Consider the following 14,797-nt stretch of genomic DNA (forward strand, 5'->3'; position numbering starts at 1 on the left):
CGAGCCCCTCAGGCCGGCGTCTCGACCACGGCGATCGCCTGGGCGGCCAGGCCTTCGCCGCGGCCGGTGAAGCCCATGCCCTCGGTGGTGGTCGCCTTGACGCTGACCCGGTCGAGCGGAAGGTCCAGGATCTGGGCCAGGCGCTCGCGCATCGCCGCGCGGTGCGGTTTGATCTTGGGCCGCTCGCAGATCAGGGTCACGTCGACATTGACCAAGGTTCCGCCGCGTTGACGGACTAGATCCACGGCATGGATCAGGAACTTGTCCGAGGACGCGCCCTTCCATTGCGGATCGGTGGGCGGGAAGTGGTCGCCGATGTCGCCTTCGCCGATCGCGCCCAGGATGGCGTCGGTCAGGGCGTGCAGGCCGGCGTCGGCGTCGGAATGGCCGATCAGGGTTTCAGTGTGGGCGATCTCGACGCCGCACAACCAGACCGATTCCCCCCGGCCCCAGCGGTGGGCGTCGAAGCCTTGTCCCATGCGGGTGATCCGCGCGCGGCCCGCCAACGTCTCAGCCATGGCGAAGTCCTCCGGATAGGTCAGTTTCATCAGCATCGGATCGCCGGGCACGACCACGACGCGGCCGCCGTGGCGTTCGACCACCTGGCCGTCGTCGGTCGGTTCGTCCGGACCCGTCCATTCGACGTAGGCCGCCAGCAGGCGGTCGCGGCGGAAGGCCTGGGGGGTCTGGGCGCGCCACAGATCGTTACGCGGTTTCGTGACAACGGCCGCGTCGACCGCCCCGCTTTTCAGCGTATCGGCGACCGGCAAGGCCGGAATCGCGCCATCGGCGTCGTCGAGGGCTTTCAGCACAGCTTCGATTGTTGCGGCGCCGAGGAAGGGCCGGGCGGCGTCGTGGATCAGCACCGGCTCGTCGGCCGGACGGTCGGCGAGGGCGGCCAGACCGGCCTGGACGGAGAGGGCGCGAGTCGCGCCGCCGGCGGCCGTGGTCCAGCCGGAAAGTCCGTGCAGGGCCGTTTCCAGGATCGGGCGGGCGTCGGGATCGGCCACGATCACAAGCTTTTGCGCGCCGCCGCCCAGCAGGGCTTCCACCGACCAGCGCAGCACGGTTTTCCCGGCCAGCACACGCCATTGCTTGGCCTGGCCGGGGCCAGCCCTGGTACCGGAACCGGCGGCGACGATGACGGCGGAGAAGGTCATCCGGGCTGTTTAGCCGCCCGAGGTAACTTGTCTAGAGAAGAGGGTTTACTGCGGCGCACAAATTGCCTAAAAACAGTGCGGTGGGGATGCATATAAAATGAGCAACAGTCTCGCAGTCGGCAAGGTCGAAGTGCCCGGGCGTGTGTGGATCGCACCCATGACCGGCGTCTCCGATCTGCCTTTCAGGGAAACCGCCACCCGCCTCGGCGCGGCCTATGTGGCGACCGAGATGGTGGCCTGCGCCGAGTTCGCGCGGGGACGCCCGGACGCCGTGCGTCGCGCGGCGGTCGGCGACGGCCTGCCGCTGATGGTCGTCCAGCTGGTCGGCCGCGATCCCGGCTTCATGGCCCAGGGCGCGCGGATGGCCGCCGAGGCCGGGGCACAGATCGTCGACCTGAACTTCGGCTGCCCCTCCAAGATGGTCACCGGCGGCGTGGCCTCGGGCTCGGCCCTGATGCGCGAGCCGGACCTGGCCGAGGCCCTGGTCGCCGCCGCCGTCAAGGCCGTCGACGTGCCGGTCACCGTCAAGATGCGCCTGGGCTGGGACGACGACAGCCGCAACGCCGCCGACATCGCCCGCCGGGCCGTCGACGCCGGCGCCCAGGCGCTCACCGTCCATGGCCGCACGCGCTGCCAGTTCTACAAGGGCGAGGCCGACTGGGAGGCCGTCGCCGCCGTCAAGCAGGCGGTCGGCGTCCCGGTGCTGGTCAACGGCGACATCGTCGACGGCGACACCGCTCGCCAAGCCTTGGACCAATCGGGCGCCGACGGCGTGATGATCGGCCGCGGCGTCTACGGCCGCCCGTGGATCGCCCAGGCCATCGAGGCGGCGCTGCGCGGCGAGGGCTTCCGCGAGCCGGACGCCCAGGAGCGCCTGGCCATCGCGGTCACCCATTTCCGTCGCAGCCTGGACTTCTACGGCCAGAACCTGGGGCTGAAGATCTTCCGCAAGCACCTGGCCTCGTACATCGACGCCGCGCCGTGGCCCGACAGCGAGGAGGCGCGGCGGATCGCCCGCGGCGTCCTGTGCCGCCTGGAAGACCCCGCCGCGATCGAGGACGGCCTGGCCGCCCTGTGGCTGGACGACCGGAGGCTGGCCGCATGACCGATCACGCCCGCATCTCCCCGACCAAGATCTCCGACAGCCTGAAGGTCGCGGCCTTCGACCTGAGTCCCGAACCCGCCCTGGTCGTCGACCGCGAAGGCGCTTTGGTGGCGGTCAACGAAGCCGCCGAGGCCCTGTTCGGCCAGGGCCTGTCGCTGCTGGCCCGCGGCCGCTTCCGCGCCGCCCTGCCGCCCGGCTCGGTGCTGGTCTCGATGATGGACCGCGCCCTGTTCGAAGGCGCGCTGGTCCGCGAGCACGGGGTCGAGGTCAATCTGTTCGGCCAGCCGCCGTTCGAGGCCGACGGCGCCGCCGCGCCCCTGGGCGACGGTTCGGTGCTGCTGACCCTTCACGTCAAGGGCGTGCTGGGCGTCGAGCGGGCTTCGGACGCCGCCGGCCTGCGCTCGGTGGTCGGCCTGGGCCGCATGCTGGCCCACGAGATCAAGAACCCGCTGGCCGGCATCCGCGGCGCGGCCCAGTTGCTGAAGACCGGCGCCAGCGCCGCCGACCAGCCGCTGGCCCAGCTGATCGTCGACGAGACCGACCGCATCCGCCGCCTGGTCGACCGCATGGAGGCCTTCTCCGACGAGGTCCCGGGTCCGCGCGAGGCGGTCAACATCCACCAGGTGCTGGACCGCGTCCGCGCCCTGGTCGTCAACGGCGTCGCAGACGGCCTGGCGCTGCAGGAGCACTACGACCCGTCGCTGCCCGACGTCTGGGGCGACGAGGACCACCTGATCCAGGTGTTCCTGAACCTGGTCAAGAACGCCGCCGAGGCCGCCCACATGCGCGGCGACGGCCAAGGCATCCTGTCGATCCACACCGCTTGGCGTCCCGGCGTCCGGGTGCGGGGCGCGGATGGCAAGGCCACCGCCGGCGCGCCGATCGAGATCCGCGTGCAGGACAACGGTCCCGGCGTGCCCCAGAGCCTGCGCGATCACCTGTTCCAGCCGTTCGTCACCACCAAGGCCAACGGCACGGGCCTGGGCCTGGCCCTGGTCACCAAGCTGGTGACCAGCCACGGCGGACTGATCGACTTCGAATCCGAGCCCGGCCGCACCGTGTTCCGCGTGCTGCTGCCGATGGCGACCGGAAAGCTTGCCACCTCCACTGGAGACGCCCACGCATGAACGCCGCCAGCAAGAAGATCCTGATCGCCGACGACGACAGCTCGGTGCGCCTGGTGCTCAGCCAGGCCTTCACCCGGCTGGGCTATCAGGTCCGGGCGACGGGCAACGCCACCACGCTGCTGAAGTGGGTGATGGACGGCGAGGGCGATCTGATCGTCACCGACGTGATGATGCCCGACGAGAACGTGTTCGACGTGCTGCCGCGCATCCGCAAGGAGCGGCCCAAGCTGCCGATCATCGTGATGAGCGCCCAGAACACCCTGCTGACGGCGGTCAACGCCGCCGACGCGGGCGCGTTCGAATACGTCTCCAAGCCCTTCGACCTCGACGACGTCACCGCCGCCGCCCGCCGGGCCCTGTCGCGGCCGGCCGACGCCGAGGCCTCCAAGGCCCAGGCCCGCGCCATGCGCGACGAGCGCCTGCCGCTGATCGGCCGCTCGGCCCCGATGCAGGAGGTCTATCGCACCATCGCCCGCCTGGTCGGCGCCGACCTGACGGTGCTGATCCTCGGCGAGAGCGGCACCGGCAAGGAACTGGTGGCTCGCGCCCTGCACGAGCTGGGCCGCCGCCGCGACGGCAAGTTCGTGGTCATCAACCTGGCCGCCGTGCCGCGCGAGCGGGTCGAGACCGAGCTGTTCGGGCGCGGGGAGGGCGACATGGGCCGCCTGATCGAGGCCGACGGCGGCACCCTGTTCCTGGACGAGATCGGCGACATGCCGCTGGACGCCCAGACGCGCCTGCTGCGGGTGATCGACGGCACCGAGCCGGTGCTCAACCCCAAGACCGGCCGTCGTCCCAACGTCCGCATCATCGCCGCCACCAATCGCGACCTGCGTGGCCTGATCCAGCAGGGCCTGTTCCGCGAAGACCTGTTCTTCCGCCTCAATGTCGCGCCCGTGCGCCTGCCGCCGCTGCGCGACCGCACCGAGGACATTCCGGACCTGGCCCGCACCTTCCTGCTGCGCGCCGCCCGCGAAGGCCTGCCGTCCAAGACCATCGACCAGAGCGCGCTGGACCGCATGAAGAGCCACGCCTGGCCCGGCAACGTGCGCGAACTGGAAAACCTGATCCGGCGGATGTGCGCCCTCTACGCCGAGGAGCTGATCACCGCCCGGATCGTCGATCGCGAACTGCAGGACCACGCGCCGGCCGCCCACGCCGACGAGGGTCCGGTCACCCTGGCCAGCCTGGTCGAGCGCCACCTGTCGTCGCACTTCGCCGACCAGCCCGACGGCGTGCCGGCCGCCGGCCTCTACGACCGGGTGCTGCAGGAGGTGGAGCGGCCGCTGATCCAGCTGACCCTGTCGGCCACCCGCGGCAATCAGGTGCGGGCCGCCGAAATCCTGGGACTCAACCGCAACACCTTGCGCAAGAAGATCCAGGACCTGGGCGTCGAGATGACGCGCGGCCGGCGGTAAAATCTCACCAGTGAGACTCTCCGTCCTGATTTTGGGCGGACGGAGGGCGTTTCGTGCGGATGAACGCATTGTAACGCCACCGCTGACGCTTAATTGGCACATACCTGTTGAGTTTAGGGCACAGGGCCCCTTAGACTTGGTCAATGGCGTCCGTTCCGTCCGTGCTGGAGCTTGAAGGACCCCCGACCCGGTTCAGCCGGGCCTGGTGGCGCGAGCTGTTGCGGTCCCGCTTCACGTTGGGCGGGGCCTACGGCGTGGCGATCGCCCTGACCGCCACGGCGGTGTTCCTGGCGTCGTCGCCGCCGGCCACCGGGCCGATCGGACCGGCCACCACGGTCATCCTCGTCGTCCTCGGTTTCAACCTCGCCCTGATTCTCTGCGTGGCCGGCATCGTCGGCTGGCGGCTGCTGGACCTGGTCGACGCGCGGGCGAGCGACGCCGGCGCGCGGCTGCACCTGCGCTTCGTGGGCCTGTTCTCGGTGGCCGCCGTGGCCCCGGCGGTGATCGTGGCCCTGTTCTTCGGGGTGCTGGTCAATCGCGGGGTCGACGCCTGGTTCAGCGAGCGCGTGCGCACCGTGGTCGAGAACTCGGCCACCGTCGCCCGCTCCTATGTCAGCGAGCAGACCGAATATATCAGCCAGCACGTCGGGCCGATGGCCGGCGCCCTGAACTTGGCCGCGCCGACCCTGGCGGACTCGCCGGTCGCCTTCGGCCACTACATGAAGGAGCACATGGACGACAACGGCTTCTCGTCCGCCTATGTGCTCGACCGCGACGGCCGGATCCTGGCCCGCGCCGAGTCCGACGACGCCCCGCCGTTCCTGGCCCCGCCGCCGTCCAGCTACCAGCGGACCGACGACGGCGACATCACCTCGCAGCGCTTCGTCGAGGAAGACCTGTTCCGGGCGCTCTATCGCCTGAAGGCCTTCCCGGACGCCTACCTCTACATCGCCCGGCCGATCGACAAGGGCATCCTGGCCCACCTGATCGAGTCCGAGGAATCGCTGATCTCGTATCGCGAGGCGGCCAAGAACCAGAACCGCATCCAGGTGATCTTCGGCCTCAGCTACATCGAGACCGCCCTGCTGGTGCTGGTCGCGGCCGTCTGGGTCGGCATCGCCGCCGCCAACTCGATCGCCGCCCCGGTCTCGGGCCTGGTGCAGGCGGCCGGCCGGGTGTCGGCCGGCGACCTGGACGCGCGGGTCGACGTCGAGATCGGCCCCGAGGAGATCCGCGCCCTGTCGATCGCCTTCAACATGATGACCACCGACCTGCAGGCCCAGCAGGCCGCCCTGCGGGTGGCCAGTCTCGACGCGGAGTCGCGCCGCCAGTTCATCGAGACCGTGCTGTCGGGCGTCAGCGCCGGCGTCGTGGGTCTGGATTCCGAGGGCCGGATCACCGCCCTCAACCGCCGGGCCGGCGACCTTCTGGCTCTGACCGACGACGCCGTGAGCCAGCCGCTGGTCGAGGTGGCTCCCGAGCTGGAGACCGTCATCTCGGAGATCAGCGGCGGCAAGCCGAACGCCGAGGTCGAGATCGACGTGATCCGCGGCGGCGAGACCCGTCGGCTCCGCTTCCGCGGGGCCGGTCACGCGGTCGGCACCCTGGTCCTGACCTTCGACGACATCACCCGCCTGGTGGCCGCCCAACGCAACGCCGCCTGGAAGGACGTCGCCCGGCGCATCGCCCACGAGATCAAGAATCCGCTGACCCCGATCCAGCTGTCGGCCGAACGCATCCGTCGCAAGTACCGCAAGGACATCACCAGCGACCTGGAAACCTTCGACCGCTGCACCGAGACCATCATCCGCCAGGTCGGCGACATCGGCCGGATGGTCGACGAGTTCTCGTCGTTCGCCCGCATGCCCGCGCCACGCTTCGCGCCGGCCGACCTGACCGAGATGCTGCGCCAGGCGGTGTTCGCCCAGCGCTTCGTCGACGCCGAGACCGAGGTGGCGCTGGAGGATCCTGAAGAGGAAGTGTGGGTCAGCTGTGACGCGCGGATGGTCGGCCAGGCCCTGACCAACATCCTCAAGAACGCCGGCGAGGCGGTCGGCGCGCGTCGCCTGGCTTCGCCGGAACCGCCGGGCCGCATCGTCGCCAGCCTGGTCTCGGACGACGAGCACCTGTGCCTGGTCGTCGAGGACAACGGCGTGGGTCTGCCGGCCCGCGACCGCGACCGGCTGACCGAACCCTATGTCACGACCCGCGAGAAGGGCACCGGCCTCGGGCTGGCGATCGTCAAGCGGATCATGGAGGACCATGAAGGCGAACTGGTCCTGACCGACGCGCTGAATGGAACCGGCGCCCGGGTCATCCTGAAGTTCCCCACGACCGCGCGGCTGACCGCCGCCAACGCCCAGAACGGCGTAGAGGAGATGATATGAGCGCTGACGTGCTTGTGGTCGACGACGAGGTCGATATCCGCGAACTGGTGGCCGGCATCCTCGAGGATGAAGGCTACGCGGTGCGGGTCGCGGCCGATAGCGACCAGGCGCTGGCCGCCCTGCGAGCCCGAAAGCCCGCGCTGCTGGTGCTGGACATCTGGATGCAGGGCGGGGGGATGGACGGGCTGGAGCTGCTCGACATGGTCAAGGCCCTCGACCCCGACCTGCCGGTGATCATGATCTCGGGCCACGGCAACATCGAGACCGCCGTCAGCGCCATCAAGCGCGGGGCCTACGAGTTCCTGGAAAAGCCGTTCAAGTCCGACCGCCTGCTGCTGGTGGTGGAACGGGCCCTGGAAGCCGCCAACCTCAAGCGCGAAAACCGTCGCCTGCGGGTGCAGAGCTTCAGCTCCGACGGCCTGATGGGCAAGTCGGCGGCCGCCCAGGCCCTGCGTCAGCTGATCGCCAAGGTCGCCCCGGCCAACAGCCGGGTGCTGGTCTCGGGCCCGCCCGGCTCGGGCAAGGAGCTGGTCGCCCGGCTGATCCACGGCTCCAGCGCCCGGCTGCGCAACGAGTTCGTGGCCGTCAGCGCCGCGGGCATGGCGCCCGAGCGCCTGGACGTCGAACTGTTCGGCGAGGAAGGCGAGAACGGTCGTCCGCGCAAGATCGGCGTGTTCGAACGCGCCCACGGCGGCACCCTCTATCTCGACGAGGTGGCCGACATGCCGCGCGAGACCCAGAGCCGCATCCTGCGGGTCCTGGTCGAGCAGCGCTTCCGCCGGGTGGGCGGCGACAACGACGTCCAGGTCGACGTGCGGGTGATCTCGTCGACCTCGCGCGAGCTGCGCGAGGAGATCGCCGCCGGGCGGTTCCGCGAGGACCTGTTCCACCGTCTGAACGTGGTGCCGGTTCGCGTGCCAGGTCTTTCCGAGAGGCGCGAGGACATCCCCGAGCTGATCAGCTACTTCATCGAGCGGATCAGCGAGGCCACGGGCATGCAGCGCCGGCGGCTGGGCGAGGACGCCCTGGCGACCCTGCAGGTCCAGGCCTGGCCCGGCAACGTCCGCCAGTTGCGCAACAACGTCGAGCGGATGCTGATCCTGGCCTCGGGCGAGCCCGGCGACCTGATCACCGCCGAGATGCTCAACACCAACGAGCAGCCGACCGGCGGCAACGCCGGGGCGATCGGGGCCGAGCGGATCATCGCCCTGCCGCTGCGCGAGGCGCGGGAACTGTTCGAGCGCGAGTATCTGAACGCCCAGATCCTGCGGTTCGGCGGCAACATCTCGCGCACCGCCAACTTCATCGGCATGGAGCGCTCGGCCCTGCACAGGAAATTGAAATCCCTGGGCGTCGCGGGTGCACGAGTCGAAGAGGAAGAGTAACTATCTGACCCCCAACCTCCGCTCATCCCGGCGAAAGCCGGGACCCAAGCCGAGCTTGAGATCAGTTCGCGGACGCTCGGTCGGTCGAAGCGTCCTTTTGACAGGCCGCTTAGGTCCCGGCTTTCGCCGGGATGAGCGGAGTATTTGGGGATTCAGATGTCGCGTTTCGCCTATGTGAACGGCCGGTTCGTGCGCCATGGCGAGGCCGCCGTGCATATCGAGGATCGCGGCTATCAGCTGGCCGACGGCGTCTACGAGGTGTGGGCGGTGTTCGGCGGCAAGCTGGCCGACGCGGCGGGGCATTTCACGCGGCTGTGGCGCAGCCTGGACGAACTGCGCATCGCCCATCCGATGAGCGAAAAGGCCCTGACCGTGGTGCTGCGCGAGACCATCCGCCGCAACAAGGTGCGCGAGGGCCTAGTCTATCTGCAGGTCACCCGCGGCGTCGCCCCGCGCGACCACGCCTTCCCCAATCCGGCCGTGCCGCCGGCCGTGGTGGTCACCGCCAAGAGCGTCGATCGCGTGGCCGCCGAGGCGAAGGCCGCCAAGGGCCAGTCGGTGATCACCGTGCCCGAGAACCGCTGGGGCCGCTGCGACATCAAGTCGATCGGCCTGCTGCCCAACGGATTGGCCAAGCAGGCGGCCCGCGAGCGCGGCGCGGTCGAGGCCTGGTTCGTCGACGAGCTGGGCCTGGTCACCGAAGGCGCCTCGTCCAACGCCTGGATCGTCGACGCCGAGGGCCGTCTGCGCACCCGCGACACCCAGGCCAACATCCTGCGCGGCATCACCCGCTCCAGCCTGCTGGAGGTGATCGCCGAGGCCGGCCTGCCGATCGCCGAGCAGCCGTTCACGGTGGAGGAGGCCAAGGCCGCCAGGGAGGCCTTCATCACCGGCGCGGGCACCCTGGTGCTGCCGATCGTCAGCGTCGACGGCGCTCAAATCGGCGATGGAAAGCCCGGCCCGGTGGCGACGCGGCTTCGGCGTCTCTATATCGAGCGCGCGAAGGCGGCCGCGATCTAGATCGATAGTCTAGGTTTAAGGGCGTTAGCGCACTTTCTTCGCGGATTGGTCATACCAACCGGCGAAAAATGCTTTAGTCTGAACTTGTTTGTGTGGGGGGCGTGTGGCCCTCCGAAACAATAAGAGGGGAATCCCCATGTCGACCGAAAAAAAACAGAACCTTCAGGACACCTTCCTGAACAGCGTGCGCAAGTCGAAGACGCCGCTGACCATCTTCCTGGTGAACGGCGTGAAGCTGCAGGGCGTTGTCAGCTGGTTCGACAATTTCTGCGTCCTGCTCCGCCGCGACGGCCAGTCCCAGCTGGTCTACAAGCACGCCATTTCGACGATCATGCCGGCCCAGCCCGTGCAGCTGTACGAGCCGAGCGCTGATCAAGACGATTGATCCTTAGCGTTTGACCAAGTCCACTTCCAAGTCCATCGACCACGCTGTGCCCCTTCTGCGGGCCTTCGTGGTCCATCCCGTGCGCCCGACGCGCGGCCAGTCGGTTCTCGAGACGCGTGATCCCAACGTGCGCCTCGAGGAAGCCGTCGGCCTGGCCGTCGCCCTCGATCTCGAGGTCGTCGAGACCACGATCGCGCCCCTGCGCCTGGTCACGCCCGCCACGCTGTTCGGCAAGGGCAAGATCGAGGAGTTCGCCGCCATCTGCGAGGTCGAGAAGATCGACGTCGCGGTGTTCGACGACCAGCTGACCCCGGTTCAGCAGCGCAATCTGGAACGCGCCCTGAACGTGAAGGTCGTCGACCGCACGGGCCTGATCCTCGAGATCTTCGCCCGCCGGGCCCGGACCCGCGAGGGCAAGCTGCAGGTCGAGCTGGCGCGGCTGGACTACGAGCGTTCGCGCCTGGTCCGCACCTGGACCCACCTTGAGCGCCAGCGCGGCGGCACCGGCAACACCGGCGGCCCCGGCGAAACCCAGATCGAGCTGGACCGCCGCCTGATCGCCGGCGTCATCATCAAGCTCAAGCGCGAGCTGGACGAGGTGCGGCGCACCCGCACCCTGCACCGCAGCGCCCGCAAGAAGGTCCCGTACCCGACCGTGGCCCTGGTGGGCTACACCAACGCCGGCAAGTCGACGCTGTTCAACCGCCTGACCAACGCCACGGTCGTGGCCCAGGACATGCTGTTCGCGACCCTGGACCCGACCCTCCGCACCGTGAAGCTGCCCGACGGGCGGCCGGCGATCCTGTCCGACACCGTCGGCTTCATCTCCGACCTGCCGCACGAACTGGTCGAGGCCTTCCGCGCCACCCTCGAGGAGGTGCAGGAGGCCGACGTGGTGCTGCACGTGCGCGACGTGGCCAATCCGGACACCGACGCCCAGGCCCGCGACGTCCAGAAGGTGCTGACCGAGCTGAAGGTCCTGGGCGACGACGGCGACGAGGTCGACGGCAAGACCCTGATCGAGGTCTGGAACAAGATCGACCTGGTCGAGGGCGAGGCCCGCGAGATCCTCGAGGGGCAGGCCCGCCGGCAGGAGGCGTCGCCCGTCTCGGCCGTTACCGGCGAAGGCTGCGCCGAGCTGCTCAAGCGGGTCGGCGGCCTGATCGACGACACGCCGCCTGTGGCGGTGCGTCTGGCGGCCAAGGACGGCGAGGCCCTGGCCTGGATCTACCGCAACGGCCGTGTGGAGAGCCGCGAGGACGAGGACGAGGGCGGCGTGCGCCTGATCGCCCGTCTCGACGCCCAGGCCCTGGGCCGGTTCGAGCGCCAGTTCCCCGACGTCTGGATCATGGCGACCGGCGACTGATCTTTCCCGGCTTGCCGCGCTCGCCCTGCGGGTGAACACTCCGAACCCCGCATTCGGAGCGCGAGCATGGCCAACGATCTCTGGGACGGCGTGACGGTGCCGGACGCCGCCACCGTTGTCGTCAAGCGGGTGGAGGGCTTCTTCGCCCAGCCCTACGACGACAACGGCGCGCTGCCGGGCGGCACCTGGACGATCGGCTACGGCACGATCCGCGACGCGGCCGGCAAGGCCGTGACGCCGACCACCCCGGCCGTCACCGAGGTCCAGGCCGTCAAGTTGCTGATGCGCGACATGAAGCGCGCGGCCATGGACGTGCACGCTCGCGTCCGGATCCCGCTGCTGGTCTACGAGGCCGCCGCCCTGATCTCGTGGACCTACAATCTGGGCGATGGGGCGCTGCGCACCTCGACGATGCTGCGCAAGCTGAACGCCGGCGAGAAGACCGCCGTGCCCGACGAGATGCGCAAGTGGATCAACCAGAACGGCAAGCCGCTGGTCGGCCTGCTGCGCCGCCGCTGGGCCGAGGCGGCGATCTTCGTGGGCAAGGATCCGGTCAACGCCTGCGTCCGGGCCTGGCGCGAGATCGACGACCTGACCGACTGGCCGGCCTTCTAGGCCTACTTGCCGGCCTTCTCCGCCGCCTTGGCCGCGTTCCACAAGCCGTCCATCTCGGCCAGGTCCGACTGATCCGGGGTGCGGCCGTCCTTGGCCAGTTCGGCCTCGATGAAGGCGAAGCGCCGGGCGAACTTGGCGTTGGTGGCGCGCAGGGCGTCCTCGGGCTCGACGTCCAGCTTGCGGGCCAGGTTGGCGACCACGAACAGCAGGTCGCCCAGTTCCTCGCGGGCCTTGGCCTTGTCGCCGGCGGCGATCTCGACCTTCAGCTCGGCGACTTCCTCGGCCAGCTTATCCAGCACCTCGTCGGTCGAGGGCCAGTCGAAGCCGACCCGGGCGGCGCGCTTGGTCAGCTTGACCGCGCGGGTCATGGCGGGAAGGCCGGCCGGTACGTCGTCCAGGACGCCGCCCTTGGCCTTGGCCTTGCGTTCCTGGGCCTTCAGCGCCTCCCAGCCGGCGGTCTGGGCGTCCTGATTCTCGTAGGAATGGTCGCCGAACACGTGCGGGTGGCGGCGGACCATCTTGTCGTTGATCGCCGAGGCGACGCCCGCCAGGTCGAACACGCCTTGCTCCTCCGCCATCCGCGAATGGAACACCACCTGCAGCAGCAGGTCGCCCAGCTCTTCCTTCAGGTCCGACAGGTCGTTGCGCTCGATGGCGTCGGCGACCTCGTAGGCCTCCTCGACCGTGTAGGGCGCGACCGTGGCGAAGGTCTGCTCCAGATCCCACGGACAGCCGCCGTCGGGATCGCGCAGCTTGGCCATGATGTCGATCAGGGTGAAGAGCGGGTGCTGATCCTTCTCGCGGGGATCACTCAGCGGCTGGCCATTCTGCGTTTCTTGGGGGGGCGGCGAGAGGGGCGACATGCGGTTCCGGGCTCGGACTGGGAAGGGGCTCGGCCGCGTCCCGCGCGTCGAGCTGACGGCGGATCTCGGCATGGGCGGTCTCGTCCAGGCGATAGCGCAGGATGACGGCGCACACCAGCAGGCCCAGCGCGGCCGGGGCCACGGCGTAGAGGACGATCAAGGCCGTGTCGCCCTGGGCGCTGGGAACCTTGGGATCGAAGCCCAGTTGCGCCAGCACCAGGAACACCCCGACGGCCAGGGCGTAGCCCAGCTTCACCGTGCCGTTGACGATGGCGTAGAGCAGGCCGGTGCGGTCCACGCCGCTGGCCAGCCGCTCCTCGTCGCCCAGGTCGGCCATCATCGAACGCACCAGCAGCGGGGCGGCGGAGTAGGGCAGGCCGGCCAGCACCAGGATCACCATGCCGAGCAGCATCGGGGGGCTGAGATACGACCCGCCGTCGTACCGAGGCGTGAACACCGTCACCACCTGGACGGCGGCGTAGATCACGGCCGCGATAGCCAGGGCCTTGTGCTTGCCGATCTTCTTGGCCAGGGCCGGCCAGATCGGCGATCCGCCCAGGGCGGCGACGAAATAGATCAACAGCAGGATGCCGGCCGAGGCCTTGTCGAAGCCCTTGATGCGCTCGAAGAAGAAGAAGAACAGCGCCCCTGTGATGCCCGGCGCCAGGCCCATCAGCAGGTCGGCGAACAGCAGGGTCCGCACCGACGGGCGCTTGAGCAGGTCGACATATTGCTTGAGGCCGGCCTCGTGCTTGACCGGCGGGACATTGGTTTCGCCCACCACCTTCATGGCCAGCAGGAAGGTCAGCGGCAGCAGGGCGATGATGAACCAACCCATGGCCTGGACGCCGGCCGCGTGATTGCCCTTGTAGATCACGGCCAGGATCGGCGGCAGCAGCAGGACCAGGATCATCCCGACCACATTGCCCGCGCTCCACCAGCCGTAGACGCGTGATCTCTGCTGGTAGTCGGGGGACAGCACCGCGCCCCAGGCGGTGTGCGACAGCACCGCCATCGAGTAGCCGACATAGCAGACGACCAGCCAGCCCCAGAGATAGAGCGGCCCGATTCCGGGCTTGGCCATGAAAAGGAAATAGGCCGCCAGCATCAGCACGGGCGCGGCGGCCGCCAGCCAGGGCCTGAATCGGCCGATCCGGGTTCGCGTGCGGTCCATCATGCCGCCCAGGATCGGGTCCAGGATGATGTCGGCCACCCGCACCAGCAGGAAGGCCGAGCCGACCACCGACAGGGAGAGGCCCAGCTCGCTGACATAGTATTCCGGCAGATAGACCACCAAGGGCAGGCCCAGGGCGGCCAGGGGCAGGCTGGGCGCGGCGAAGGCCGCCAGGGTCCAGGATGAGCGCCGTCCGGTCATGCGTTCCTCGCCGAAAGCGGGCTGCCCCCGCGTTTATGAACAGCGATCAGACGCCGTGTCGCGGCGGCTGGCAAGAGGCCTCGGAAACGCCGAGCTCAGCGCGCGTCGCCGAACTGATCCTTGGCCAGACGGACCGCGAAGCGGTCGAAGGCCTGCTCGGCGTCCTGCCAGGTCGAGCCGTAGCGGGCCCAGCGGATGTCGTCGCCGTACCAGCTGTAGGCGATCGGCGTGCGGGCGCCGGCCGCGTCGACATAGTCGCCGCTGATCCGCGCCCCGCCGATGCCGAAGCTCTCCATCGACAGCCCCTGGGTGGTCATCAGTTGCTGGGGCGTGGGCCGGTTGGGCCGGGCGTCGTCGATGACCAGGGTCAGCGTCCCGCCGTCGGCGCGCGACGGAAGCCGCCTTTCGACGGTGCGTTGCAGTTGGGCGGTCAGGATGTCGAGGTCACGCTGGCCAATCTCGTCGACCTTGTCGGCCAGGGCCGGGCCGACGGAGACCTTGACCGATGAAACGGCCGGGGCGGAGAGGGCGGGCTGGGCCGCGCCCAGCAACAGAACGGCGGAAACGAGGGCGACGCGCATGGGAGGCTCC

At 69.4% G+C, this 14,797-nt stretch carries 13 protein-coding genes; 9 read left to right on the forward strand and 4 right to left on the reverse strand.

From position 1 onward, the window contains the following. Nucleotides 1-8 precede the first annotated feature (8 nt). Nucleotides 9-1,160: a bifunctional 2-C-methyl-D-erythritol 4-phosphate cytidylyltransferase/2-C-methyl-D-erythritol 2,4-cyclodiphosphate synthase gene (locus AC1DYP_RS01635; protein WP_477044847.1), complete on the reverse strand. Its 1,152-nt coding sequence runs from the start codon at nt 1,158-1,160 to the stop codon at nt 9-11. Nucleotides 1,161-1,257: 97 nt separating this feature from the next. Here AC1DYP_RS01635 and dusB point away from each other — a divergent pair, with 97 nt between their 5' ends. The 9 genes from dusB to AC1DYP_RS01680 all read left to right on the forward strand — a co-directional run bounded on the left by dusB (nt 1,258) and on the right by AC1DYP_RS01680 (nt 11,968). Beyond that, nucleotides 1,258-2,265, forward strand: a complete 1,008-nt coding sequence (gene dusB / locus AC1DYP_RS01640; protein WP_477044848.1) for a tRNA dihydrouridine synthase DusB — start codon at nt 1,258-1,260, stop codon at nt 2,263-2,265. After that, nucleotides 2,262-3,392: a two-component system sensor histidine kinase NtrB gene (locus AC1DYP_RS01645; RefSeq protein ID WP_477034924.1), complete on the forward strand. Its 1,131-nt coding sequence runs from the start codon at nt 2,262-2,264 to the stop codon at nt 3,390-3,392. The genes dusB and AC1DYP_RS01645 overlap by 4 nt, the downstream gene beginning before the upstream one ends. After that, entirely contained in the window at nt 3,389-4,810 is a 1,422-nt protein-coding gene (locus AC1DYP_RS01650) for a sigma 54-interacting transcriptional regulator (protein WP_477034925.1), read from the forward strand. Before AC1DYP_RS01645 ends, AC1DYP_RS01650 begins: the two co-directional genes overlap by 4 nt. Nucleotides 4,811-4,953: 143 nt before the next feature. Continuing rightward, on the forward strand, nt 4,954-7,197 hold the full coding sequence (locus tag AC1DYP_RS01655; RefSeq protein ID WP_477044849.1) for a sensor histidine kinase NtrY-like: 2,244 nt from the start codon (nt 4,954-4,956) through the stop codon (nt 7,195-7,197). Beyond that, nucleotides 7,194-8,582: a nitrogen assimilation response regulator NtrX gene (gene ntrX / locus AC1DYP_RS01660; protein WP_477044850.1), complete on the forward strand. Its 1,389-nt coding sequence runs from the start codon at nt 7,194-7,196 to the stop codon at nt 8,580-8,582. Before AC1DYP_RS01655 ends, ntrX begins: the two co-directional genes overlap by 4 nt. Before the next feature lie 156 nt (nt 8,583-8,738). Beyond that, entirely contained in the window at nt 8,739-9,602 is an 864-nt protein-coding gene (locus tag AC1DYP_RS01665; RefSeq protein ID WP_477044851.1) for a D-amino-acid transaminase, read from the forward strand. A 136-nt stretch (nt 9,603-9,738) separates the two neighbouring features. Further along, nucleotides 9,739-9,987, forward strand: a complete 249-nt coding sequence (gene hfq, locus AC1DYP_RS01670) for an RNA chaperone Hfq (protein ID WP_012286640.1) — start codon at nt 9,739-9,741, stop codon at nt 9,985-9,987. Between the two features lie 10 nt (nt 9,988-9,997). Continuing rightward, a complete protein-coding gene (gene hflX / locus AC1DYP_RS01675) occupies nt 9,998-11,353 on the forward strand; it encodes a GTPase HflX (protein WP_477044852.1) in 1,356 nt (451 codons plus the stop codon). A 66-nt stretch (nt 11,354-11,419) separates the two neighbouring features. After that, complete coding sequence (locus tag AC1DYP_RS01680; RefSeq protein ID WP_477044853.1) at nt 11,420-11,968, forward strand: lysozyme; 549 nt, start codon at nt 11,420-11,422, stop codon at nt 11,966-11,968. Nucleotides 11,969-11,970: 2 nt separating this feature from the next. On the opposite strand, the gene mazG is transcribed toward AC1DYP_RS01680, so the two are convergent. The 3 genes from mazG to AC1DYP_RS01695 all read right to left on the reverse strand — a co-directional run bounded on the left by mazG (nt 11,971) and on the right by AC1DYP_RS01695 (nt 14,787). Then, nucleotides 11,971-12,831, reverse strand: coding sequence for a nucleoside triphosphate pyrophosphohydrolase (gene mazG / locus AC1DYP_RS01685; protein WP_477044854.1), 861 nt, complete (start codon nt 12,829-12,831; stop codon nt 11,971-11,973). Continuing rightward, complete coding sequence (locus AC1DYP_RS01690) at nt 12,776-14,206, reverse strand: MFS transporter (RefSeq protein WP_477044855.1); 1,431 nt, start codon at nt 14,204-14,206, stop codon at nt 12,776-12,778. The genes mazG and AC1DYP_RS01690 overlap by 56 nt, the downstream gene beginning before the upstream one ends. 95 nt (nt 14,207-14,301) lie before the next feature. Continuing rightward, nucleotides 14,302-14,787, reverse strand: coding sequence for a hypothetical protein (locus AC1DYP_RS01695; protein ID WP_477044856.1), 486 nt, complete (start codon nt 14,785-14,787; stop codon nt 14,302-14,304). Nucleotides 14,788-14,797: the final 10 nt, after the last annotated feature.

The organism is Caulobacter sp. P1_D6 (assembly GCF_056406095.1).

Excerpts from the sequence above, each read along its gene's own strand:
- AC1DYP_RS01635 (WP_477044847.1), bottom strand. The coding sequence starts at position 1,160 with ATGACCTTCTCCGCCGTCATCGTCGCCGCCGGTTCCGGTACCAGGGCT.
- dusB (WP_477044848.1), top strand. The coding sequence starts at position 1,258 with ATGAGCAACAGTCTCGCAGTCGGCAAGGTCGAAGTGCCCGGGCGTGTG.
- AC1DYP_RS01645 (WP_477034924.1), top strand. The coding sequence starts at position 2,262 with ATGACCGATCACGCCCGCATCTCCCCGACCAAGATCTCCGACAGCCTG.
- AC1DYP_RS01650 (WP_477034925.1), top strand. The coding sequence starts at position 3,389 with ATGAACGCCGCCAGCAAGAAGATCCTGATCGCCGACGACGACAGCTCG.
- AC1DYP_RS01655 (WP_477044849.1), top strand. The coding sequence starts at position 4,954 with ATGGCGTCCGTTCCGTCCGTGCTGGAGCTTGAAGGACCCCCGACCCGG.
- ntrX (WP_477044850.1), top strand. The coding sequence starts at position 7,194 with ATGAGCGCTGACGTGCTTGTGGTCGACGACGAGGTCGATATCCGCGAA.
- AC1DYP_RS01665 (WP_477044851.1), top strand. The coding sequence starts at position 8,739 with ATGTCGCGTTTCGCCTATGTGAACGGCCGGTTCGTGCGCCATGGCGAG.
- hfq (WP_012286640.1), top strand. The coding sequence starts at position 9,739 with ATGTCGACCGAAAAAAAACAGAACCTTCAGGACACCTTCCTGAACAGC.
- AC1DYP_RS01680 (WP_477044853.1), top strand. The coding sequence starts at position 11,420 with ATGGCCAACGATCTCTGGGACGGCGTGACGGTGCCGGACGCCGCCACC.
- mazG (WP_477044854.1), bottom strand. The coding sequence starts at position 12,831 with ATGTCGCCCCTCTCGCCGCCCCCCCAAGAAACGCAGAATGGCCAGCCG.
- AC1DYP_RS01690 (WP_477044855.1), bottom strand. The coding sequence starts at position 14,206 with ATGACCGGACGGCGCTCATCCTGGACCCTGGCGGCCTTCGCCGCGCCC.
- AC1DYP_RS01695 (WP_477044856.1), bottom strand. The coding sequence starts at position 14,787 with ATGCGCGTCGCCCTCGTTTCCGCCGTTCTGTTGCTGGGCGCGGCCCAG.